Here is a 23,440-nt window from a genome sequence, read left to right on the forward strand (position 1 = left end):
CAGTTGAACTGCATGGCGCCCTGTTGACCAATCCATACGATGCGTCCAGCATGGAGCAGGCACTCCATCTGGCGCTTACGCTGGCAGAGGATGATCGCGCCTATCGCATGTCTCGACTGTCCGCTGTCGTTCGCGCCAATGACGTGCGCTCCTGGGGTGACGGCTTCCTGCGCGCAGTGCGCAGCGATGACCCCGGCGCTGCCACATGACCAACCGGTTCATTGCAATGGATGCTTCACTGACATGCTGACAGATGCGGCGTTAGAGTGGGGCAGGATTCGCCTGTCACATCGAGCGGAATACTTAATATAAAGAGGATGATCATGCCGAAGTATTACTTTATCTACAATGTATTTGCTGCATCCGTTGTGTTTTTCTCTTCATCGGCACTGGCCTTTGATTTGGGTGGAATGATTAACAGTGACCAGATTCTCAATCTGGGTAAATCCTTGCCGCAAAACACGGACAACACCTCGGCTTCCGCGGCCGGGTTGGCGAATTTCAGCAACAAGGATCAAGTCACCAGTCTGAAACAGGCGCTCACGCAGGGTGCAGAAACGGCGGTGAGCGAACTGGCGAAACAGAACGGCTATCTTGGCAATGACAAGGTACGCATTCCGTTGCCTGAAAATCTGCAAAAAATCGCGGGCCTGATGCAAACAGTGGGGATGGGAAAATACGCCGACGACTTGATTGCCTCCATGAATCGCGCTGCAGAAGCAGCTGTGCCTGAAGCAAGAAAGTTGCTGGCCGGCGCAGTCAAGACCATGAGTGTGGACGATGCCAAAAACATACTCACTGGCGGCAATGAAGCAGCCACGCAATACTTTCGCAAGAAAACCGAAACAGCACTGACCGGTAAATTCAAGCCTATTGTCGAGAAATCCATGGAAAAAGTGCAGCTTGCCCAGAAATACGATCAGTTCGCTGCAAAAGGCGCTGCATTAGGTCTGGTGGATCAACGCGATGCCAAAATGGATGACTACGTTACCCGCAAGGCATTGGACGGTTTGTTCGTGATGATGGCCGAGCAGGAAAAAGCCATCCGCGCGAATCCATTGGAGGCCACAGGCGCACTGGCAAAAAAGGTTTTTTCAGCAATCAAAAACTGATCGTTTCCATGCAGTAGTTGCTACCATGTACCGCCCGGCCACAAACCAACCATGTTCCGGTGCTTAAGGATTGCACGCTAACATTTGAGCCAGCAGCCATGTAGCACTCTTACGGGGAATCAATTACCTTCTTGCAAACTGCGGTCTCTCCGTGCCTGGAGACTGCCATACATGAGTGCATACTGACGCGTAAATTCAGCTCCCAGGAAAAAAATTTGCGCTGAATAATAAACCCATAACAACAAGGCGATCATCGCACCGGCGGCGCCAAAGCTGGACGCTACGCCGCTGTTACCCAGATACAGTCCGATCCCGTATTTCCCCAAACTGAATAACAATGCCGTGATTAAAGCGCCTATCCAGACGTCACGCCAGGACAAGGGCGCATCCGGAAGCATTTTGTATATGACCGCAAACAGAATAGCAATAATTCCAAACGAGAAGAGCACGGAGACACCAGACAGAACGATCAGCGAGCCGTTCCACATATTGCCTGCATACCGTTCGAGCATGGCGATGGCAGCGCTGAATACCAATGAAATCAGCAGCAGAAATGCCAGTACCAGCACCAGGCTGAAGGACAGGAAACGCGCCCGGAGCAACGTAAAAAAGGCGGAATGGCCAGGCCGTGATATACCCCATATTTCATCCAGGCTACTTTTTAATTCGGCAAATACACTACTTGCGCCAATCACCAGCAGCACCACGGCACTGATTGTTGCCATCAACCCTGATACAGGATTACGCGCTGCAGCCAGCAAGGCCTGGATCGCCTGCGCACCATTCGGCCCCACCAGACCTTGTATCTGCCCGATGATCTCACCCTGAGCCGCCTGCACTCCAAAAAAATAACCCGCAATGGCAACCGCCAACATCAGGATCGGGGTCATGGAAAATAAAGTATAAAAAGCCAATGCAGCGCCTTTGCTTGCAGCGCGGTGCTCTATCCACGACTTTAATGATTCGAGTATTATTTTCTTCATTTGAGGGTAACCCGGTTGTAAAAATAACCTGCCCAAGCAAACCGACAGGCCGATGACAGAAGATAGTTTCTACCCTTCAATGGCTGGAGCCGGTATGTAGCCGCACGCATTTTTCATACATAGACTCATGACTAGCGGATTTTCTGAATATTGATAATTTATCTATACGTTCGCTAACGCACAGAGTCACCCGGCGATTAATTCTATTCTGCGCACAGGCAAGGCAATTCGAGTACATCAACTTCGGGAAAATTACGCTATCCGTACGCGTTATTTTAACCATTACGGGCTCCTGATAATTGACCGTGCTGGTTGACTTACCACAATTGTTATCAGAACTGATTTCAATTTTAATGCATATCGGAAACTGCAGGTTTCCTACAATCGGAGGTAATAAAATCATGAAATATTCATTGCTGGCTACCGCACTTGTTGCAGTATTTGCACTTAGCGCATGCGAAAAACAACCCGTAGTCGTCAACACTCCACCCGCCGAAACCCCGGGACCAACCGTTGTTGTACCTGGCCCTGCTGGTCCTCAGGGAGCGCCTGGCGACGCCGGTGCAACTGGAGACTCGGGTGCAACCGGCTCACAGGGCGCTACTGGCTATGATGGTGCAAAAGGTTCAACTGGAGCGACAGGAGATACCGGAGCAACTGGCGGCAACACCACGGTGATTGTTCCACCACCGGCTCCAGGCAACAATTAATCCATATGGAATAAAGCATGGCTTGCCTGAGTAAGGCCATGCTGCTCCACATATGGTCATTCAGGTGGATTCGGCATTGATCCCGTTGCCGAACATCGCCTGTATGCGAATGCATTACGATTAAGCAAGCATGCCGATTTTTTGCGCATGCCTCTATACGACATCATCACCATGCGTTCTCGCGCCTTGTGCTTTGGATTTGATCTCTCGCCATCACCGGAGCGTTTTCATGTCACTCGTTACATCAGAAAATCTCCTGCTTTCCAGGCTGCCACATAAGGATCACGAACATTTTCTGGCAAGATGCGAATCTGTTCACCTCGACTTTAAGGATGAACTCAATGTGCCAGGCACCCCTATCGAGTATGTTTATTTTCCTGTCGACAGCTTCATTTCACTGGTGATGATGATCGACGGTCATTCGCATCTGGAGATCGGTTTGGTCGGATGGGAAGGCATGTTAGGTACACCCCTCATGTTTGGTGTCGATGTGGCAGCATTTTATGCAGTTGTTCAGGGAACCGGTTCCGCATTACGCATGCCGGCCACCACCTTTACCAGTGAAATCCGGTACAGCATGGTTTTGCAACAACGTCTGCAAGCTTATGCTTACGTTTTGAAGAATCAATTTGCACGCATGGCAGCCTGTATGCGTTTCCATGTGGTTGAACAGCGGCTTGCACGTTTGTTGCTGATGACCCGAGACCGGGCCTGCGCCGATTGTTTCCATTTAACTCATGAAGACATGGCCTATATGCTGGGAGTGCGCCGTGTGGGCATTACCAAGGCTGCCACCGCACTGCAACGGAGAAATCTGATCAGTTATCGCAGAGGAAATATCACGATTCTCGACCCCAGTGGCCTGGAAACCGCATCATGCGAATGTTACCGGGCAGAACGAACCCTGTATCAGAGTGTACTGGGCTGATGGTACGGACAATTGAACATGGATGGTGCATTCAGGGGATCAGGATTTATCCAGGCGTTTGCTGTGTTTGTGCAAGCTGGTGGATAGTTGGGAAATAATTTCCGAGGCCGCCTGAATGATCTGATTGGATCCAAAACCTGCCTGGGTCATCTCTCGGAAAAACGATTTCGCCACGATCCTGGCCATTTTATCGGTATCGTACGCAGTAGACAGCATCACCCCGCCAATGGCTTTTTCCGCTTCCTGCGCCAGCGCAATCTGGGCAAAGCGCGAATTGAGCAGGTTTTGCAATTGAACCACCTGGATCGACTTTCCCACAAAAAATGCCACCGTCTCCAGCAGGGCCAGATCAGTCTGGATAAATGGCAAACGGCTATTCGGCTCTGACACGTTGATGACACCGATAAGCTTGCCGTTGACACTCAACGGGACGGACATCAGACTATGCGCATTTGCTCCCGGTCGACGCGCATAATCAGTAAAAATCGACTGCTCGATATCTTCAACCAGGAGCGACACGCCGCTAGCAACGACGTGCCCGGCTATCCCTTCCCCGCGTCCCACCGTCTGCGTAAATGCCACATCCGGCAATGCGCCATGCGTAGCGCATACCCGCAGCCGCAAGTCTTCGCCGTCTCCTTCGATCTGTAGCATGATGGAGCAATGCGCAGCATCCAGCGTGTCGGCGGCCAGCGTAACCAGGTGCCCGAGGTTGTATTCCAGGCTGTCCGGCGATTCCAGAAAGCCGGCCAGATCATGCAACTTGTCGAGCGGGTTACCGGTCATCTTGAACCCCCAGAAACGCTAGTTAAGTGCCGCCGCCATTTTACGCCGGTAAGCAGTCACCAGTTCACCGCTGCCACCAAGCAAATTGAAAACATTCAGCATGGTTTTGCGGGCGAGGCCATCCTGCCAGGTTTTGTCACGTTGCATCATTTCCAGCAACTCATCCATTGCTTCCTGATAGCGTTGCTGGGCAACCCGCAAGTTAGCCAGATTGAGACGAGCTGCCTGGTCTTTCGGGCTGGCAGTCACCGCTGCAATCAGACTGGCTTCATCATCGCCACTTTCCGCCTGGCGTGCAAACTGCAGGCGCGCCATCAGCTGCATGGCACGTGCCTCACCTGCGGTTTGCGCCGACAGCGATTCGAGCAGGCGGCCCACTTCTTCCAGCTCATTCAGTGACAGCATGACCTCGGCCGCATCCAGCCGGACGCGTTCATTCTGTGAATCGAGCTTGCTCGCCTCGGCAAGCATTTGCAAGGCGCGTGCTGCATCGCCATCGGCGAATACCTGCATTGCTTCCAGGCGCACGCCATCTGCGGGCGACGGCAACAGGCGCTCGATGAATTCGCGAATGGCGGGCTCCGGAACCACACCCGAGAACTCGTCCACCATTTCACCATCGACAAAAGCCTTGATGTTGGGAATGCCGCGCACGCCATATTTCGTGGCCAGATCCTGATTCGCATCAGAGTCGATCTTGGCGAGAATGAACCTGCCCTGGTAGGCATTTGCGAGCTTTTCCAGCACCGGCTTGAGCGCACGGCACGGGCCACACCATTCCGCCCAGAAGTCCACGATTACCGGGACCTTTTTCGAGCCTTCGATGACTACCTGCTGAAAATTATGTGCATCTACATCAAGCGAATATTCGGTCATGTCCGGGTTTCCTGATCACCATTAACGTGATTAAAATCGCGACGGCGAAATATATTTTCAAGTGCTGCTGCGGCGCGCCAGCTCCGCGGCCCTGCCAATATAGCTGGCGGGCGTCATGGCCAGCAGACGCGCCTTGTCGGCTTCCGGAATGGCCAGCGTCTGAATGAATTGATGCAAACTATCGCGGTTGATGCCGGACTTGCCACGCGTCAGTTCCTTCAGCTGTTCATAGGCATTGGGCACGTTGTAACGGCGCATCACGGTCTGGATCGGCTCGGCCAGCACTTCCCAGTTGTGATCCAGATCTTCGGCCAGGCGCTGCGGGTTGGCTTCCAGCTTGTTCAAACCGCGCAGGCACGAGTCGTAGCCGAGCAGCGCGTAACCCAGTGCCACACCCATGTTGCGCAGCACGGTCGAGTCGGTAAGATCGCGCTGCCAGCGTGACACCGGCAGTTTTTCCGCCAGATGGCGCAGCAGCGCATTGGCCAGCCCGAGGTTGCCCTCGGCATTTTCGAAATCAATCGGATTCACCTTGTGCGGCATGGTCGAGGAACCGATCTCGCCCGCCTTCACCTTCTGCTTGAAATAGCCTACCGAGATATAACCCCAGATATCGCGGTTGAGGTCGATCAGCACGGTATTGGCGCGGCTCACCGCGTCGAACAGCTCGGCCATGTAATCGTGCGGCTCGATCTGGATGGTGTAGGGATTGAAGCTCAGGCCCAGCCCTTGCACGAAGCGCTGTGCAAACCCTTCCCAGCCGAAGTCGGGATAAGCGGACAGGTGGGCGTTGTAATTGCCTACTGCACCGTTGATTTTGCCGAGCATCGGCACGCTGTTGATTTGCTCAGCCTGACGTTGCAACCGATAGGCCACGTTGGCCATTTCCTTGCCGAGTGTAGTCGGCGATGCGGGCTGCCCGTGCGTGCGTGACAGCATCGGCAGTTCGGCGTGCTCATGCGCCAGCGCGGTGAGACGGGCGGTCACTTTATCCAGCGCAGGCAGCAGTACCGTCGCGCGTGCCGCCTTGAGCATCAGCGCATGCGACAGATTATTGATGTCCTCGGAGGTGCAGGCGAAGTGGATGAATTCACTCACTTGCATCACCTCGGGATTACTGGCGAAGCGCTCGCGCAGGAAGTACTCCACTGCTTTCACATCGTGATTGGTGGTGCGCTCGATCTCCTTGACGCGCTCGGCATCGGCTTCGGAAAAATCGGCTGCGGCTGCATCCAGCACCGCGATGGTGGCGGGCGAAAACACCGGCACCTCGCAAAACGCCGGCTCGGCGGCCAGTGCCTTGAGCCATTCGATCTCGACCGTGACACGATTCCGGATCAGGCCGAACTCGCTGAAATGCGCACGCAGCGCTTCGACTTTGGCAGCATAGCGGCCATCAAGGGGAGACAGGGCGGTAAGGGAAGAGAAGCTCATGACTGTTTCCGGTAAGGCAAAAGCCCGATTTTACCCGGAAAAGTGGGGTACGACTGCGCCCTTGTCACGCGACCGCACCTATTGGAAGCGAATATCCGGCAGCAGAGTGGCTTAAAAGGCGAACGTGTGGTTTTTCCGTAGCGGCTTATGTCCAGTCGCGCCGATCCAGTACTGCCTGCGCCAGGGTGCCGGAATCCACATGCTCCAGCTCGCCGCCCACCGGCACGCCCCGGGCAATACGCGTCACCTTGAGTCCGCGCGCGTGCAGCAACTCGGCGATGGCATGCGCCGTGGCTTCGCCCTCGGTGGTGAAATTGGTGGCCAGGACGATTTCCGTCACCACGCCATCGGTGGCACGACGAATCAGGCGGTCGAGATGAATTTCGCGCGGCCCCACGCCATCCAGCGGCGACAGCCGGCCCATCAGCACAAAATACAGCCCGCTGTAGCTTTGCGTCTGTTCCATCATCAACAGGTCTGTGGGCATTTCCACGACAGCCAGTTGGGCGGGATTGCGATTCGGCGCGGCGCAAATTGCACAAAGGCTGCCTTCAGTCAGGTCGTTGCATTTCTCGCAATGCTGCAACTTGACCAGCGCCTGATCGATTGCCTGCCCCAGCCGTTGCGCACCATTGCGGTCGCGCTGCAGCAAATGATAGGCCATGCGCTGGGCGGACTTGGGCCCAACGCCGGGCAATATGCGCAACGCCTCGATCAAACGCTCAAGACTGGTGGGGGATTTCATAGAATGTCAACGAAAGTATAGGTAACACTTTTTTGCTTTTTGCCACAGGAAGCGCAGCGCCAGGCGCTGTCGCCCCGTCCTGCGGCAGCTTCAACCCAGGTGCACAAAAAAATCAGAACGGCAGCTTGAAGCCGGGAGGCAAGTTAAGTCCGGAGGTAAAACCGGCCATTTTCTCCTGGGTAGTCGCCTCAGCCTTGCGCACGGCATCATTCATGGCGGCAGCGATGAGATCTTCGAGCATATCCTTGTCGTCGCTCATCAGGCTGGGGTCGATGGTCACCCGGCGCACATCGTTGCGGCAGGTCATCAACACTTTGACCATGCCAGCCCCTGCCACGCCCTCAACTTCGACGTCAGCCAGCTGATCCTGCATTTTTTTCATGTTTTCCTGCATTTGCTGGGCCTGCTTCATCATGTTGCCCAAACCACCTTTCATCATTTCACTGCTCCTTTGCGATAGATTTAATTTCGACAACACGGGCATCGAATTGCTGCATCACGTCCTGCACAAACGGGTCGGCGGCGATAACAGCTTCCGCCTCGCTCTGGCGTGCGGCCCGCGCCTCATTCTGCTGGCGCACCGGCGTATTGGCTTCGCCCTCCGCGAGGCTGACCTGGAGGCGCATGGGCCGGCCAAAATGGGTACTGATCGCTTCACGCAGCTTGTCTTGATAGGACTTGTCGGCGAGATGCTTATGGGCAACCGGCACCCTTAACTGCAGGCAGTCGCCTGCGCAGGATTCAAGCTCGCTATGCACGGCCAGCATGCGCGCCTGCCCGCCTAATTTTAAAGTCGTTACCAAGGCCGTCCAATCGCCATCAAAAGCCGTGATTTGGGAAGGTGCAGCAGCCGGTACGGGTTCAGGGGGTACATTCTGGGTGGAAACCGGTGCAGCAGGTGGCGGCGCTGACACGGCTTGCGCATCTGGCTCCCGCGCCACCAGCACTGGCGCAGGGCGAACCGGGCGGCTCATGACCGGCGCATCGGATGGCGCAGAAATATGCGTACCGCCCATGTCGGGCACGAATGCGAGCATGCGCAGCAAGGTCATGGTGAAACCGGCGAATTCATCCGGGGCCAGCGCCAAGTCGCGCCGCCCGAGGATGCTGATCTGGTAGTAAAGTTGGACTGTCTCGGCATCGATGCGTTGCGCCAGTTCGAGAATGGCGTCGCGCTCGGGCAAGTCATCCGGCAGCGCGGCGGGTACGGTTTGCGCCAGTGCAATCTTGTGCAGCAGCGCGCCCAGTTCCTGCAAGGCCGCGTCGAAAGCGATACTGCGCGCAGCCATCTGATCCGCCTCGCCCAGCAGCGCCGCGCCATCGGCTGCCACCAGCGCATTCAACAGATTGAACAGGTAACGCTGGTCAATCGCGCCCAGCATGCTGCGCACCGTGTCTTCCAGCACCTGCCCATTGCCGTAGGCGATAGCCTGATCCAGCAGCGACAACGCATCGCGCATGCTGCCGGCGGCGGCGCGCGCAATCAGGCGCAACGCGGCGGGCTCGGATGGGATGCCTTCCAGCCCGAGCACCTTGTCCAGATGTTCGCGCACCATTTCCGGCGCCATTTGCTTGAGGTTGAATTGCAGGCAGCGCGACAGTACGGTGACCGGAATCTTCTGGGGATCGGTGGTGGCGAGGATGAATTTGACGTGCTCGGGCGGTTCCTCCAGCGTTTTCAGCATGGAGTTGAACGCCGCCTTGGACAGCATGTGCACTTCGTCGATGATGTAAACCTTGAAGCGGCCTACCGTGGGTGCATATTGCGCGTTGTCCAGCACTTCGCGCATGTTGTCGATGCCGGTATTGGAAGCAGCGTCCAGCTCCAGCAAATCGACAAAGCGCCCGCTATCGATCTGCGTGCATGCCGAGCACACTCCGCACGGGGTGGCACCTATCCCGGTTTCACAGTTGAGTGCTTTGGCTAGAATGCGCGCTACCGTCGTTTTGCCGACGCCGCGCGTACCGGTAAACAAATAGGCATGATGCAGCCGGTTCTGGGTCAGCGCGTTGCTCAGCGCACGCACCACATGCTCCTGACCGGCCAGCTCTGCAAAGGATTTGGGGCGCCACTTACGCGCCAATACTTGATATGCCATAGCGCCCAAGTTTAACAGAAACACAAAGATGAGACGGGCTGTGGAAGTGGCGAGCCCGGCCCCCGGCACTTGCAATAAATAGCTGTGGCTGCTTCCTTCCGGACCTGACCAGGTTCACCACCTTGCAATGCGGGGAGGCCCGCCGCTATATATTCTACGCTAGCCTCAAGGTGCGGCAAAGCGTTATAGTGCGCGGTCACGGATAACTGCAGACAACAAATCACGGCAATGCCTACACTGCACGTGCTTAGAGACAAGATTTTCGGTGCCCCGCGCGATCCGATGAAGCCGGAAACGCGCCAGCATATCGCGCTAATCGCCTTCTTTGCCTGGGTGGGGCTGGGTGCGGATGGTTTGTCGTCTTCCTGTTACGGTCCCGAAGAAGCCTTCCTCGCGCTTGGCCAGCATACCCATCTGGCACTGTATCTGGCAATCGCCACCGCCATCACGGTGTTCGTGATCTCGTTTGCGTATAACCAGGTCATCGAATTATTCCCCAGCGGAGGCGGCGGCTACAAAGTCGCCACCAAACTCATTGGCCCGCATGCCGGGTTGATATCAGGTGCAGCACTGATTGTGGACTATGTGCTCACCATCGCCATTTCAGTCGCGAGCGGCGCCGATGCGCTGTTTTCCCTGCTGCCGGCTGGAGCGCAGGCTTTCAAGCTGGCCACCGGATTGATATTTGTATTGCTGCTGGTGATCCTGAATCTGCGCGGACTGAAAGAATCCATCAAGTTTCTGCTGCCCATTTTTCTCGGCTTTGTCGTGATCCATCTGGTGCTGATTGTGTACGGCATCCTGTTTCACAGCAGCCGCTTGCCTACCCTGATGCACGACACTGCCACCGAAACATTTAACCTGAGTGCGCAGATGGGCTGGATGTTCATCATCTCCCACCTGCTGCTGGCCTACTCGACCGGCGGCGGTACCTACACCGGGCTGGAAGCCGTTTCCAACAACGTCAATACGCTGGCTGAACCACGTGCGCGCACCGGCAAGTGGACCATGTTCTACCTGGCTGTATCACTGGCTTTCACCGCCAGCGGCATCATCATGCTGTATCTGCTCTGGAATGTGCACCACGTGCCTGGTGAAACCCTGAATGCCGTGGTATTCAGGGAAATCCTGCGCAGCTGGACGCTGGGCGGCATCGATTGGGCACGCTGGTTGTTGCCCGTTGTGCTGGCGCTGGAGGCGGGGCTGTTGTTTGTCGCTGCCAACACCGGTTTTCTGGGTGGCCCGGCGGTGCTTGCCAATATGGCGGCAGATCGCTGGGTGCCCCACCAGTTCAGCTATCTGTCGAGCCGGCTGGTGACACGCAATGGCGTGATGCTGATGGCAGTCGCGGCGATCGGCGTATTGCTGTTGACGCGTGGCAACGTCACGTTGCTGGTGGTGTTGTATGGCATCAATGTGTTTCTGACCTTTTCGCTATCGATGGCCGGCATGTGCATCTACTGGTGGCGCAATCGCGGTGTGGAACAGAAATGGATATGGCGTCTGGCCTTGTCCGGCACAGGCCTGTCGGTCACCGGCGGTATATTGATCGTGCTGATTGTCGAAAAATTCAGCGAGGGCGGCTGGATGACCGTACTCATTACCAGCATGGTCATTGGCGCAGGCTTGCTGGTGCGCCGCCACTATGATGAAACCCGCGCCCAGCTCAAGCAGGTGGATAATTTATTTGCCGCACAGGAGATGGCGCCGGTAGCCACGCCGCCCGTGCTCGACCCTGCCCTGCCCACCGCGGTACTGCTGGTGGGGAAAAGCCGGGGCAGCGGCATGCACAGCCTGCTCTGGATACAGCGCCTGTTCCCGGATCATTTCAAGAATTTCATTTTCCTCAGCGTCGGTGAGGTGGACACTCAAAGCTATGGCGGCACCGGCGCGCTCGAAAACCTGCGCGATGAAGTCGGTGAAAACCTCCAGTATTTCGTTAATTTCTGCCATCACCATGACCTGGCTGCCGAAGCCCGGCTGGCCTATGGTAGCGACGTGGCTCAGGAACTCACCAAGCTCGCGCAACAGACCCATGCGGATTATTCCAACTGCGTATTCTTCGCCAGCAAACTGATCTTCGTGCATGACAACTGGGGAACCCGCCTGCTCCATAACCAGACCGCCGACGTGCTGCAACGCCGGCTTCATCTGCAAGGGATGCAGATGGTCATTTTGCCGATGAAGGTATGAAAGCGCGATCCATTGCGAATACGTATTTTCGTCGCGCAGCTTAAAAAAAAACGAGTGGTGCAGCCAGCACCACTCGCCAGAGGAAACGCTTCTCCTTTTATTTAAAACATGAATGCTTAGCCATGGTTCCCGTTTGCATCATGGTCGCCACCATTTACACCCTGGCCGCTTGCCGGATCGAGGAACAATCGGTTACGCGCCGGACCCATCCTGAAATCGAACATATTCGATAGCGAACCGGCCTTGGCATCTGCCGAATCATCACCGATGCGACCCAGATTCCAGTTGTCTTCAATGAAGCGCAGGATGGAAGATTGATCGGTCACTGCATGGTCAACGAAGTTGGATTTGGCGTAAGGAGAGATCACCAGCAGCGGCTGGCGCGGGCCATAACCGCAACGATCCTGATACGCGCCCTGCGCAGCCGTGCCGCAGCTTCCCGGGCCGGTCAGCGCATCGTAGGCGGGATCGTTGGACTGCATGACAATCGGCGGCATGACATGGTCATACCAGCCATCCGAATCGTCATAGGCAATGATCACGGCCGTATTCTTCCACTCCGGCAAATGCTGTAGCCGGTTGAGGGTTTGCACCAGGAAGGTCTGCTCATCCAGCGGATCCGAATAACCCGCATGGCCATCCTGCGACATTTTGGCCTTCAGGAAACTCACCTCGGGCATGTGGCGGGATTCTGCCGCCGACCAGAAATCGGACAGGTCATATTGATGATTGGCCTGGTCCTGCTTGCCGATCATCGCCACCGATGAAGGCGCCACATGGTGGGGATTGGACGTGGACGCGTAATACTGGAACGGCTCGTGGTGCGGGCTGTAATCGCTCACGCTTTTCCCGGCGATATTCTGGCTGGTCGCGCCGCACACCGGCTTGCCGTTGCTCATGCCGGTGGGGCGGAAACCGCCCTGGAACCATCCCCAGGTCACGCCCTTGCTGTTCAGCAAGTCGCCCACGTTGGTACCGCTCATCGCCAACACCGGTTTGGTATGGTTGGAGCAATCGTCATACGCAGGATCGGCATCGCTGATCACCGTACCGTTGGCTGTCACCCCGGCGAGGTCGGCCGGCGTCACGCCATGCGTCTGGCCCGCGACCAGATTCAGCGCACCCGGTGTGGAAGGCCCGTAAGTCGTGCTGAAGGAGTTGTCGCTCATGGCGAAATGCTGCGCGTAATTCCACAGCGCGGTCACCGTGTTGCCATCGTAATACCCCATCACCTGTGACGGGTCGCAACTGCCGTAATGGGCGCCGGTATTCTGTACGAACTTGTCCATCAGGCCGGCATCTGCGGCCTGCTGCTCCTGGGTATAGCGGTGATCCATGTCGCACGTCATCGCCTGGCTGCGATCCAGCCTGAACGGTTTAACTGAGTTAGGATTATTGTTGATCAGTTCGGGCGTCAATCCGTTGATCGAAGGTGTCCCATGCTGCGGCATAAAAGCAGGCGAGCCGGCCGGATTGGCTGCATGCGGGTAAGTTGCAAAATAATGATCGAAAGACACGTTTTCCTGAAAAATCACCACCACGTGCTTGATCGGTGTCGCAGTCCGGCTGTCGTCAGAAGCCATGGCAAATGGCGTCATGGCTGTGTGAAGCGCGGCACATAGCGCGAATGCAAGAACCGTCTGGCGAGACTTGAAATATGACTTATGGCTGGAGGCCATGGTTTAACTCCCCTTTATTGAGTTTCAGAGAAAGCCCGGTCTTTTGGGCCTGTAGAGGTACAGCAGTTCCAGTCTGCCTATCTCGTACTGCGGGGAGATGAACATCAACTTACAAAATACTTACCAATTGCTGTCAGCCGTCACATGCGAATGATTTTGCGGATTTATTTGCCAAAGGATTTCTGCACAGATCACCTGTCGAGTCCTGACTTTCCCACTTTTTACCGGGTCAGGCCGTATGATTTTTCACCCAGACAACATATCTGTTCATCCACTTCTGCAAAAAATCCTTACTGCTTTCACCTATGCTGCCGGACTCGTCAAACAAGCCTTCCCGCGCATGAATATAGGCTTCGGGTTGTCCCAGCGTAGGCATATCCAGAGAGGCAAGTATATTGCGCAGATGCTGCTGTGCCATCGCCGTACCGTGCGGGCCGACCGAGGTACCCAATATCCCGGCGGGCTTGCCGGTCCATGCGCTCTGCCCGTATGGCCGCGAGGCATGATCAATGGCATTTTTCAGTACGCCTGAGATGGAGCGGTTATATTCAGGCGTGACGAACAACACGCCCTGCGCTGCCATGATTTCCGTTTTCAAACGCTTGACGGCATCGGCCTGATTCGCATCTTCGTCCTGATCGTAAAGCGGCAGATCGCCGATCTGCAATTGCTTGAACGAGAATTCCGGCGGTGCCAGTTTTTCCATGGCGCTCGCCAGTTTGCGGTTGAATGAATCCTTGCGCAGGCTTCCGACAATAACGGCAATTTGATATTGGCTCATGATGATCTCCTGTAAAAATGATGAATGAATTAATAACCCGTGCTACAGCCCTGGCTCATCCGCGCCATAGATAGGCATCCATGGCCATGCCGCCATAGGCAAAATTCGGGCGGTAGCGCTGCGGTGTATCGTCGCCCGCAGCGCCCAGCGCCACGAACAGCGGCAGAAAATGCTCCTCGGTTGGATGCGCCTCCGCGCCGTATGGCGCAGCGCGGTATGCGAGCATTCCGGAAACATCCCGCATGGCTAACCGTTCGGCGACCCAATCGGTAAACGCCTGCGCTTGCGACACAGGCGGCTGATCTGCTTTAGCTTGCCAATCCAGCCAGCCGAAGTGATGCGTAATCGCGCCGGACGCGACGATGAGCACACCCTCATCGCGCAAGGCTGCAAGCGCCTGTCCCATGGCAACATGGGCCGCGACGCCGGCATTGCGCACCAGCGAGAGTTGCGTCACCGGCACATTGGCTTGCGCGTACATCGCCGACAGCGGCGCCCATGCGCCATGATCCAGCCCGCGGCCGGGGTGAAGCTCCGCCGCCATGCCGGCCGCAGATAGCAACGCCACCGCACGTTCAGCCAGCTGCGGCGCACCCGGCGCGGGGTATTGCATGCGGTATAGCGCCTGCGGAAAACCAGTGAAATCGTGCAGGGTTTCCGGTGCCCCGGACAAGCTGGCCGTCGCCACGCGCGCCTCCCAGTGCGCCGAAACCACGAGTATCGCGACAGGATCCGCAACCTGCTGGCCGATCTCGCGCCAGCAAGCCACCGCGTCCGGCGCATTCAGCAAGGCATCCGGTGCGCCGTGAGAAACAAAAACAACAGGCATGCGGGACATGCTGTACTCCCTTACTCTTTCACCGCCTCGACAGCGATGATGAGGTTCACGTCATCGGAAACATACGGCGCGTATTTGCCCATGTTGAAATCCGAGCGCTTGATTTTTGCCATCGCATTGGCGCCGATCGCATCCCGCTTCAGGATCGGGTTCACCATTTGCTGAAACGAGGTGACGGTCAGCGTGACCGGCCTGGTGATTCCCTTGACCGTCAGGTTGCCTTCCACCGATACCGGTTTGTCACCCTTGAATTTCACGCCGGTCGATTTGAACGTGATGGCCGGGTAGTCCGCCGTATCGAAAAAATCCTTGTCCTGGATATGCTCATTGAACAGCGGGAAGCCGGTGTTGACCGATTTGGCATCAATGGTGAGATCCACCGAACCGGTATGCGCCGCGCTATCCAGCACGATCTTGCCGCTGGTCTTGTCGAAGCTGTGTATCTGGTTGGAGTAGCCGAAATGGTTGTATTCGAAACGCGGCGCAGTATGCGCGGTATCAATATTGAACGTGACCGGCGCAGCGAATGTAACGGTGCTGATTGAAGCAAAAGCCAGTGCGATAGCGAGTTTTTTCATGGTGAATCTCCTTGGTTAAAAAATGGGTACAAGCAACTACTTCTTACCGGCGGCTGCCGCAGCGGCCACCAGACGAAATTTGATTTGTACGTCGTTGGCTACGGTGCCGAAATCGGCCCACATGCCTTCGCCGATGCCATAGCCGGCGCGTTTCAAAACCAGACTGCCTGCGAACACGCCGTTGCTGCCTTGCGGTTGAAACGTGGCCACGGCTCGTTCATCGTGCGTACGGCCCTTGATGCTCATCCTGCCCGCCACCTCGAACCGATTGTTGCCGAGCGGCTTGATCGACGTGGCCACAAAACGCGCCACAGGGTATGCCTTGGTGTTGAACCAGAGCTTGCCTGCGACCTCGTCATTGGCTTCGTCGGAACCGGCGTCGATACTGGCCAGGTCAATGTCGATTTCAGCCCGCGCCTGCGCCGGTTTCGCCGGGTCAAAACTGATCTGCCCATGAAAGCGTTTGAAGCTGCCTTCAATCGGCACATTCATCTGTTTGTACACAAACGACACCGCGCTCTTGTCTGCCTGTAGCTGGTTGAATTCGAGCGCCTGCGCGCCACAGCTTGCCCACAAGACCAACGCGCCGGCCAGCAGTCCAGTTTTTTTAATCAAGCTGTTCATTGCAAATCTCCTAAGGCTTCCTGATAAAAGGCAGCATGCGTGCGAGCACAGTGTCGTGGTCGAAAAAATGATGCTTGAGCGCCGCGCCCACATGAATCACCACCAGCCCGGCCAGAGTGAAATTCAGCCATCTGTGCACCACGGTGAGCACCTCGCCCAGTTCCTTGTTTTTGGCAAGCAAGTCGGGCAACGGCAGCACGCCGAAATACACCGTCTGGAATCCCTTGGCCGAACTCATCAGCCAGCCACTCAGCGGCACCGCCACCATCAGGGCATACAGCAGATAGTGTGCATATTCCGCTGCGGCATGCTGCCAGGCAGGCATGCCGGCAGGCGCTGCCGGTGGCCGATATGCAAGCCGCCAGAACAACCGCAACAGCACCAGCGCGAAGATCGTCACCCCCGCCCATTTGTGCCACGAATAGATTTTCAGCTTGTCGGGTGACAACGGCAGATCGTACATGTACAGGCCCACACCGAAAGACGCGATAATCGCAATGGCCACCAGCCAATGCAGGACTATTGCAGTACGGGTATAGCTGACAGGTTGGCTCATGGACAAAATCCGCAACGCGAGGGGTTGATCGATGGGTGTACTTTACGCAAGTCGTTGTAGTTGAAATAGTCTACAATTAACAAATTATCATTGCGTTTAAAGCAACAATGAAAGGGCGTTCATGGACAGGCTGGACAGCATGCGGCTCTTTCTCAGGGTAGTCGAACTCGGCAGTTTTTCTGCCGTGGCGCAACAAATGAACGTGGCACGCTCGGTGGTCACACGGCAGATCGCCGCGCTGGAAACGCATCTGGGCAGCAAATTGCTGGCGCGCAGCACACGGCGTTTGAGCCTCACTTCAACCGGTGCTGGCTACCTGGAAAAATGCCGCGAAATTTTAAGCCTGGTGGATGCCGCCGAAGCCAGCCTGACCGACGACCAGCACGCACCGCGCGGGCATATCCGCATCACCCTGCCGTATTCGTTCGGCATTCAGCAATTGATGCCGATGTTCGGCGATTTCATGGCCGCCAACCCGGCGATATCGATCGAACTGGTATTCAGCGACCAGCGCGTTAATTTGATAGAAGGCGGCTTCGACCTGGCCATCCGCATCTCGGACCGGCTCGACCCCGGCGACGTGGCACGCAAGATCGGCAGCAGCCGCGCCGTCATCCTCGCCGCACCCGATTACCTGAAGCGCCACGGCCGGCCCAAACATCCCAAAGAACTGATCCAGCACGAGTGCGCCGGCTATCTGCTCACTACCCACTCAAGCTGGCCTTTCATCATGGACGGCAAAACGCAGTGGTTCCCGGTGAGCGGCCGGCTCAAAGCCAACAGCGGCGATGCCCTGCTCGCCGCCGCGATTCGCGGCATCTGCATCACCAGCGCCCCCACCTTCATGGCCGAACAAGCCGTGCGGGAACACAAACTGGAAATACTGCTGCGCGGATTTCAAACTTCGGAAGCGGGTATCTACGCCGTCTTCCCGAGCAACCGCTATGTGCCCCATCGCGTCAGTACCCTGGTCGAATATCTTGCCCAACGCATAGGGCCCAAACCGCCGTGGGACGGGATTCTGAAAATGAAGTGAGGGAGTACAAGAAAAACCTCACGGGACGATTTTGTTTTTCTCGCTAATGCGCTTGCATGTTTCAAACGATTTGCCGGGAAAACGAAAAAAGCCTACATTAAGCGAGAAATTTTTTGGGTATATAACTGTAACCGCCGAGTTACTTGAACGGGGAGACTACATTTGTGCCCATGGTTTAGATGATGCATATGGTCGCACTCAAATCGAAAAATCATTAAAAAATTAGGTGAAATGCATGCGTTCGGATGATATCGACAAAGTAAAAGAATTAATTTGCCCACTTATCAATAAGGGGGAGATATCTCTACTCTTAGGAGCAGGTTTTAGTCTTGGAAATATCACCGAAACGGGGTCGGGGATTCCTAGCGGTGATGGTTTGCGCGACATGCTCTTGAAAAAGGCTGGAACAAAAGCAGGCGCACGGACATCCTTGAAAGATGCCTACCTATTTGCGTCTAGAAAGATCCCCGAGTTCCAAGATTTTCTTGCAAAATGTTTTACTGTCCAGACAGCAAAACCCTGGCAAGAGAAAATGTTTAAATATGTATGGAGTCGAATTTACACAACAAACATAGACAATGTTTTGGAGATTGCATTTAAGCAGGCTAAGTCCAAAGGGATTCTGGGAGCTGAATTCAGTTTCTTCAACTTTACTGAGCCGCAATTAGCTAGTAGCTCTATAGGAACCGTACCGGTCGTTTCCATTCATGGAAGTATAAAAAAACTAGCAGATGGCTTCATCTTTTCAAACTTTGAATACGCCAATGCCGGAAGCCGAACTCTTGATTGGCATAACGAGCTTGCTGCGAAAATAATGGTTGGTGGCCTTGTGGTCATTGGCAATCAGCTAGATGAAGCAGATATAGATTCCCACTTGGCCGCGAGACTGAGGCTGTACGGAGAAATTTCAGGCGGACAAAACTGGATTGTAATGCCAAGTCCAGATGAAATTAAGCGAGAAAACTATATTGCCGCAGGTTTTGATGTTATTGACGCTACTGCCGAAGAGTTTTTTGAAAGTATTTTCTCAAATCTAACAGCTCGCTCCATTGACGAAATAATTCAAGATACGGTTCCAGCATCGAAAACGGCAAGGGTAAATCTTAAGGCGAGAAGTTGGTTCAAGGAAGCCTTTTGTCCAGTACTTACCGAGTTGGATCGGGTTAGCAAATCCGTTGGGATACTTCGCCACTTCATGACAGGGGTAGACCCAGATTGGTTCTATATTTCCAATTCTGCACATGCTGCCACTTCTAGAATCAGTGAGTTAATCAAGCTACTTGGCATTGCCATGAAGGCTCAAACAGATGGCGTGAGCATAATAAATGTAGTTGGTCCAAGCGGCTCTGGCAAGACGACAACAATAAGGGCCGCTCTATATGAACTCATTAAGACTTACCCCTACGTCTACGAATATGAATCTGCCAATGGAATCGATGTAGATCTTCTTTTTGAGATTGTGAGTGCTTTCTCAGGTAAATCTGTAATCGTATTTTATTCTGCAGCTGAGTACTACTATGCAGTTAATGCTATCGCTAACCGGCTAAGGGACAAGAAGAAACCACATTGCCTATTTATTCTAGAGGATCGAGCAAAAGATTATAAGAAGAACGAGCGCCAATTGGAGGACTGTAAAGATATCTCAAGCCAGTTCGAAATGGGGCGGCTAATAGTGAATGATGCTATTTCAATAGCTTTGAAGATTGACGAACATGGACTTACATATGAGGGATTCTCAGAGTTTTCAATCGAAAAGCGTGCGAACATCATTGTGGATAAGGAACGGGGGTATGGTGGAGATCTTCTTTCTACATTGTTCTCACTAACGACACATGAGAACTTCGAGCAAAAGATTTACCTTGACTACCATTCTGTAGAAGGCGTGCTGCCTCACCGAATACTCGATGTTGCAGCAATTATGAATACTCTTGGATTTCAGATACCTATTAAATATGTTGCGGGTTTTCTCCAGACCAGCGTCGAACAGATTGTAAGTTGTTTAAATGCAGATTTGCTCGACATCGTGCTTTGTCCAGCAGGAAAACTCAACTGTCGACATAGAGTTATTGCGGAATATTATTTTGATAATTGCATATCCGGCCATGGCTCTGTCGAATTTATTATGGGAATTCTTGAATATATTTCCCGGCAATTCTCTATTGAAGACATTAAGTATCATCCGATTGCCTATCAAATATACAAGAAAATTATTTCGTTTAATTTCTTATACGATAAATATTTCCAAGAAGGTTCTAGAAGAATCGATACTGAAAAAACTTATCATGAAGCACAAAAGGTCTATGGAAAAGACGGTGTATTTTGGCTACATTTTGGCCGATTCTATAGAAAAATTGGGGAGCTTGATAATGCTATCGATTGCTTTCGCACAGGGCTTATTCATTACAATTCTTTCCAGACACGTCATTCGTTAGGTACTGCACTGGTTGATAAGTACATTGAATCTGGTTGCACTGATGAATCAGCATATGAGGAGGGAGTCGCCCTTCTTGAAACAGAACGGCTCGGCCGGGGCAACTCTGACGCATACCCGACCTCAACACTGTGTGACCTACTTCTCAAAATTTTGTCAATCAATCCCAGTCATAAAGATGCATCGCGGCGTCTAAAAGAGTGTATTAATTTTGGGATTAAATACTTTAAAGAAGATGAGTTTTTCCAGCGCAAGATGAAAGAGTATTTAGCGATCAAAAGGTAAGCCGCCACCAGAGCCGCGACGACTTCAATTCAGTTCACCTGCTGACGCAGCATTACGATTGCGTCAGCACCTTACGCATGGTGGTGGCCAATTCCTCCGCCACGAATTTCGCTACGTAGGCATCTGCCCCGACATTCTTGACATGGTCTTCATTGGCAATGCCGGTAAGCGATGAATGGATCACCACCGGAATCCCGCGGAAGCGCGTGTCCTGCTTGATTTTCCGCGTCAGCGTAAATCCATCCATTTCCGGCATTTCCAGGTCGGTCAGCACCATTGCTATCTTGTCGGACACCGGCGCGCCTTCACTCTCGGCCACGCGTGCGACGGACTGGAGATGATCCCAGGCTTCTTTTCCGGTTTTGGTCATGATGTAATGGATGCCCATTGCCGCCAGACCTTGCTCGATCAGGGAACGGGCGACGATGGAGTCATCGGCGGCAAGGACAATACTGCCCGGTTTGAGATTGATTTTCGGGCCGATAGTTTCGAGGTTTACATCCGGGCTGGTGGTCGCTGTCATGCTGCGCAATATGGTCTCCACATCCAGCACCTGTGCCAGACGCGAACGATCGGTATTGCCATCCAGCCGCGCGATGCTGGTGACCAGGCCATCCGCCGTACTGGCTTCCGCCGAGAGGACCTGACCCCAGTCCAGACGCACGATATCTTCAACCGACTCGACGGCAAAGGCCTGGGTGGTGCGCGCAAATTCAGTCACCAGCATGATATTCAGGCCGGTTTTGGGTTGGCACCCCATGATCGCAGGCAGATCAATCACCGAAATAACCTGCCCGCGCAGGTTCACCACACCGAGCAAATGCGGAGACGCGCCGGCGACGACGGTAATCTCGGGCATTGCCACGATCTCGCGGATCTTGAATACATTGATACCGAATAATTCTGATCGATCACTGCCGGCACTGCTACCGAGTTTGAATAGCAGCAATTCAAATTTGTTGGAACCCGTCAGATTTGCGCGTTCATCGATTTCCTGTTGAGCTGAACCCATGTTGTTCACCTTGTTGACAGCGTTTTATGTGTTGGCAGCGTACTGCCTGATTCAATTTTGCCCACTACGAGATGGGGTTGTTGGCGATCAACGCTAGCGTCGGCATATCTTTCCATTCCTTAACTGAAACCTGTTGACTGACTCTTCCGGGTGGCACGCAGGGTTTTGCGGAACCCGGCAGCAAGAGACTGGTTGTTACCAGAGTTTACTTGCTCAATCGAACCACCCGTCAAGCGCCTGATTTATTGTCCGTCCATAACCCGGTTGGTCCATGCGCTATTTATGATGCGGGTACTTTCTTATCGACCGGCCGCATCCAGAACTTGAATTAATTTGTCTATCAGAATCAGGAATGCGCTATACGGCGGCGCCGGGCCGCTGCGGCGCGGTTCAGGGCACTTCGCGTGGACGTTATTAAGGGGGATGGAAGAGATTTCGGCAGGACGATCGCCTGAATCGGCAAGCGTTTCAATCAGCGGCCGTGACACACCTGCCAGGCGTGGTCAAACCAGCTGCAAATCAACCGGCACTGCGCCCGGGAACACGCTGTTCAGTTGCGCGGGGCTGAGGCCCCACTGGCGCCGGAAAATGCCGCCCAGCAAACTACGGTAGCCGGTCAGCACCGGCCAGTCGCGATCCTGATTGAGGGTGGACCGGGCGACCTGCACCTGTTCACCGGCGATGCGCCCGCCACGCACCGCGCCGCCCAGTACCCAATAGACCGTGCCGTGACCGTGATCGGTACCGCGATTGCCGTTTTCGCGGAAGGTACGGCCGAATTCGCTCAGCACCACGACCACGGTCTGGTTCCACGCCGGACCCATGGCTTGCGGCAGGGCAGCCAGCCCGGCGCCGAGTTCGCTCAGGCGCTGCGCAAGCTGGCCTTCGGCGCCGTTGCGCCCGGCCTCGCCCACGTGGGTATCCCAGCCGCCGACATCGACAAATCCGATGTTGAACTGGTTGCGCATCAGCGTGCCGATACGTTGCGCCTGGGCTGCAAAGCTGCGCGGGTTGGCGGCGCCACGGCTGGCCGCCAGCATCTCGCCCGCGTAGCCTGCGGCGCTGGCGTTCTGCATGTCGCTCATCACCTGTTTTTGTACGGCGATACCTTCGCGAACCGTAGCGTCCATATTCGTACCGCGATACATCTGCACGAGCAAGTCGTTGTTATGGGTATTCAGCCCGCCTTTACCGGCATTGGCCATCGCCATATTCGGCACGCGATCCGGCCCGCTCAGGCTCAGCGGCAATTGCGCGGTGAAGGCCATGGGCTGCGCCCGATTGCCCAGCACGCTGGCCAGGCGATTCAAAAATCCGTTACGGAAATCGCGCGGGTTGGCACCCTGACCGAGTTCGATGTGGTCCTGGGTTTCGAAATGGCTGCGCGTCATATCCTGCGTGCCGGCAAACGGCACGAAAGCAGCCTGTCCCTGATGGTAGAGCGGCAGCACGGTATCGGTAAGCGCCGGGTGCAGCGCCCAATCCGTGTTCAGCGCAATGGCTGCACCGGGGCCACTCTCCGGCCTGGGCACCGCGATGTGGGGCCGGCTCTCGTAATAGAAATCGCTGCTGTAGGGCACCAGCAGGTTGGCGGCGTCGTACCCGCCGCGCAAAAACACCAGCAGGAAACGCGGCCCCTGTTCACTGCCCGGCGGCGCTGCCCACAACCGGGTACTGGCTGCGGCCAGCGATGCGGCAGCAAAAAGCTTGAGTAATTGGCGACGATCCATGGAAAGACTCCTGATCACATTGCG

At 55.0% G+C, this 23,440-nt stretch carries 22 protein-coding genes and 1 other RNA gene; 7 read left to right on the forward strand and 16 right to left on the reverse strand.

Annotated features, from left to right (window positions below; genetic code table 11):
* Both ACYCZJ_RS12535 and ACYCZJ_RS12540 read left to right on the forward strand, forming a co-directional pair.
* Positions 1–209: trehalose-6-phosphate synthase (locus tag ACYCZJ_RS12535; RefSeq protein ID WP_461554566.1), on the forward strand; the 209-nt coding region annotated here is incomplete at its 5' end.
* A 114-nt stretch (positions 210–323) separates the two neighbouring features.
* The gene (locus tag ACYCZJ_RS12540; protein WP_461554567.1) at positions 324–1,112 is read left to right on the forward strand and encodes a DUF4197 domain-containing protein; all 789 of its coding nucleotides are present in this window, start codon (positions 324–326) and stop codon (positions 1,110–1,112) included.
* A 119-nt stretch (positions 1,113–1,231) separates the two neighbouring features.
* On the opposite strand, the gene ACYCZJ_RS12545 is transcribed toward ACYCZJ_RS12540, so the two are convergent.
* Positions 1,232–2,095 (reverse strand): YihY/virulence factor BrkB family protein, encoded by an 864-nt coding sequence (locus ACYCZJ_RS12545; RefSeq protein WP_461554568.1) that lies wholly within the window; start codon positions 2,093–2,095, stop codon positions 1,232–1,234.
* Between the two features lie 299 nt (positions 2,096–2,394).
* Here ACYCZJ_RS12545 and ACYCZJ_RS12550 point away from each other — a divergent pair, with 299 nt between their 5' ends.
* Both ACYCZJ_RS12550 and ACYCZJ_RS12555 read left to right on the forward strand, forming a co-directional pair.
* A complete protein-coding gene (locus ACYCZJ_RS12550; RefSeq protein WP_461554569.1) occupies positions 2,395–2,805 on the forward strand; it encodes a hypothetical protein in 411 nt (136 codons plus the stop codon).
* A gap of 229 nt (positions 2,806–3,034) precedes the next feature.
* Positions 3,035–3,733: a Crp/Fnr family transcriptional regulator gene (locus tag ACYCZJ_RS12555; RefSeq protein ID WP_461554570.1), complete on the forward strand. Its 699-nt coding sequence runs from the start codon at positions 3,035–3,037 to the stop codon at positions 3,731–3,733.
* A gap of 39 nt (positions 3,734–3,772) precedes the next feature.
* Here ACYCZJ_RS12555 and ACYCZJ_RS12560 read toward each other — a convergent pair whose 3' ends face one another.
* From ACYCZJ_RS12560 to ffs, 7 genes are all read right to left on the reverse strand, one after another.
* Positions 3,773–4,519, reverse strand: a complete 747-nt coding sequence (locus ACYCZJ_RS12560; RefSeq protein ID WP_461554571.1) for a GAF domain-containing protein — start codon at positions 4,517–4,519, stop codon at positions 3,773–3,775.
* An 18-nt stretch (positions 4,520–4,537) separates the two neighbouring features.
* Entirely contained in the window at positions 4,538–5,395 is an 858-nt protein-coding gene (locus ACYCZJ_RS12565) for a tetratricopeptide repeat protein (RefSeq protein ID WP_461554572.1), read from the reverse strand.
* A 57-nt stretch (positions 5,396–5,452) separates the two neighbouring features.
* Entirely contained in the window at positions 5,453–6,829 is a 1,377-nt protein-coding gene (purB, locus tag ACYCZJ_RS12570; protein WP_461554573.1) for an adenylosuccinate lyase, read from the reverse strand.
* Positions 6,830–6,974: 145 nt separating this feature from the next.
* A complete protein-coding gene (gene recR / locus ACYCZJ_RS12575) occupies positions 6,975–7,574 on the reverse strand; it encodes a recombination mediator RecR (protein ID WP_124706170.1) in 600 nt (199 codons plus the stop codon).
* A 112-nt stretch (positions 7,575–7,686) separates the two neighbouring features.
* Positions 7,687–8,013: a YbaB/EbfC family nucleoid-associated protein gene (locus ACYCZJ_RS12580; RefSeq protein ID WP_124706171.1), complete on the reverse strand. Its 327-nt coding sequence runs from the start codon at positions 8,011–8,013 to the stop codon at positions 7,687–7,689.
* A 1-nt stretch (position 8,014) separates the two neighbouring features.
* A complete protein-coding gene (gene dnaX / locus ACYCZJ_RS12585) occupies positions 8,015–9,673 on the reverse strand; it encodes a DNA polymerase III subunit gamma/tau (protein ID WP_461554574.1) in 1,659 nt (552 codons plus the stop codon).
* 45 nt (positions 9,674–9,718) lie between these two features.
* An RNA gene (gene ffs, locus ACYCZJ_RS12590) (signal recognition particle sRNA small type) lies at positions 9,719–9,817 on the reverse strand.
* 84 nt (positions 9,818–9,901) lie between these two features.
* Between ffs and ACYCZJ_RS12595 the strand changes: the two genes are divergently transcribed.
* Positions 9,902–11,866: an APC family permease gene (locus ACYCZJ_RS12595; RefSeq protein ID WP_461554575.1), complete on the forward strand. Its 1,965-nt coding sequence runs from the start codon at positions 9,902–9,904 to the stop codon at positions 11,864–11,866.
* Positions 11,867–11,982: 116 nt separating this feature from the next.
* Here the strand turns inward: ACYCZJ_RS12595 and ACYCZJ_RS12600 are convergent, their stop codons facing one another.
* The 6 genes from ACYCZJ_RS12600 to ACYCZJ_RS12625 all read right to left on the reverse strand — a co-directional run bounded on the left by ACYCZJ_RS12600 (position 11,983) and on the right by ACYCZJ_RS12625 (position 16,922).
* Complete coding sequence (locus ACYCZJ_RS12600) at positions 11,983–13,545, reverse strand: phospholipase C (protein ID WP_461554576.1); 1,563 nt, start codon at positions 13,543–13,545, stop codon at positions 11,983–11,985.
* Positions 13,546–13,774: 229 nt separating this feature from the next.
* Positions 13,775–14,326: an NADPH-dependent FMN reductase gene (locus tag ACYCZJ_RS12605; protein WP_461554577.1), complete on the reverse strand. Its 552-nt coding sequence runs from the start codon at positions 14,324–14,326 to the stop codon at positions 13,775–13,777.
* A 55-nt stretch (positions 14,327–14,381) separates the two neighbouring features.
* The gene (locus tag ACYCZJ_RS12610) at positions 14,382–15,164 is read right to left on the reverse strand and encodes a DODA-type extradiol aromatic ring-opening family dioxygenase (RefSeq protein WP_461554578.1); all 783 of its coding nucleotides are present in this window, start codon (positions 15,162–15,164) and stop codon (positions 14,382–14,384) included.
* 11 nt (positions 15,165–15,175) lie between these two features.
* Positions 15,176–15,742 carry a YceI family protein gene (locus ACYCZJ_RS12615; RefSeq protein WP_461554579.1) on the reverse strand — a complete coding sequence of 189 codons (567 nt, stop codon included), beginning with the start codon at positions 15,740–15,742 and terminating at the stop codon, positions 15,176–15,178.
* A 36-nt stretch (positions 15,743–15,778) separates the two neighbouring features.
* Positions 15,779–16,366, reverse strand: a complete 588-nt coding sequence (locus ACYCZJ_RS12620) for a YceI family protein (protein ID WP_461554580.1) — start codon at positions 16,364–16,366, stop codon at positions 15,779–15,781.
* A 10-nt stretch (positions 16,367–16,376) separates the two neighbouring features.
* The gene (locus tag ACYCZJ_RS12625; protein WP_461554581.1) at positions 16,377–16,922 is read right to left on the reverse strand and encodes a cytochrome b; all 546 of its coding nucleotides are present in this window, start codon (positions 16,920–16,922) and stop codon (positions 16,377–16,379) included.
* A 121-nt stretch (positions 16,923–17,043) separates the two neighbouring features.
* On the opposite strand from ACYCZJ_RS12625, the gene ACYCZJ_RS12630 reads away from it, so the two are divergent.
* Together ACYCZJ_RS12630 and ACYCZJ_RS12635 are read left to right on the forward strand one after the other, a co-directional pair.
* Positions 17,044–17,958: a LysR family transcriptional regulator gene (locus ACYCZJ_RS12630; protein WP_461554582.1), complete on the forward strand. Its 915-nt coding sequence runs from the start codon at positions 17,044–17,046 to the stop codon at positions 17,956–17,958.
* Positions 17,959–18,193: 235 nt separating this feature from the next.
* Positions 18,194–20,674 (forward strand): P-loop NTPase, encoded by a 2,481-nt coding sequence (locus ACYCZJ_RS12635; protein WP_461554583.1) that lies wholly within the window; start codon positions 18,194–18,196, stop codon positions 20,672–20,674.
* 52 nt (positions 20,675–20,726) lie between these two features.
* Here the strand turns inward: ACYCZJ_RS12635 and ACYCZJ_RS12640 are convergent, their stop codons facing one another.
* Both ACYCZJ_RS12640 and ACYCZJ_RS12645 read right to left on the reverse strand, forming a co-directional pair.
* Entirely contained in the window at positions 20,727–21,686 is a 960-nt protein-coding gene (locus ACYCZJ_RS12640; protein ID WP_461554584.1) for a chemotaxis protein, read from the reverse strand.
* A gap of 503 nt (positions 21,687–22,189) precedes the next feature.
* Complete coding sequence (locus tag ACYCZJ_RS12645; protein ID WP_461554585.1) at positions 22,190–23,416, reverse strand: DUF1501 domain-containing protein; 1,227 nt, start codon at positions 23,414–23,416, stop codon at positions 22,190–22,192.
* Positions 23,417–23,440: the final 24 nt, after the last annotated feature.

This window comes from Sulfuriferula sp. (assembly GCF_054605375.1).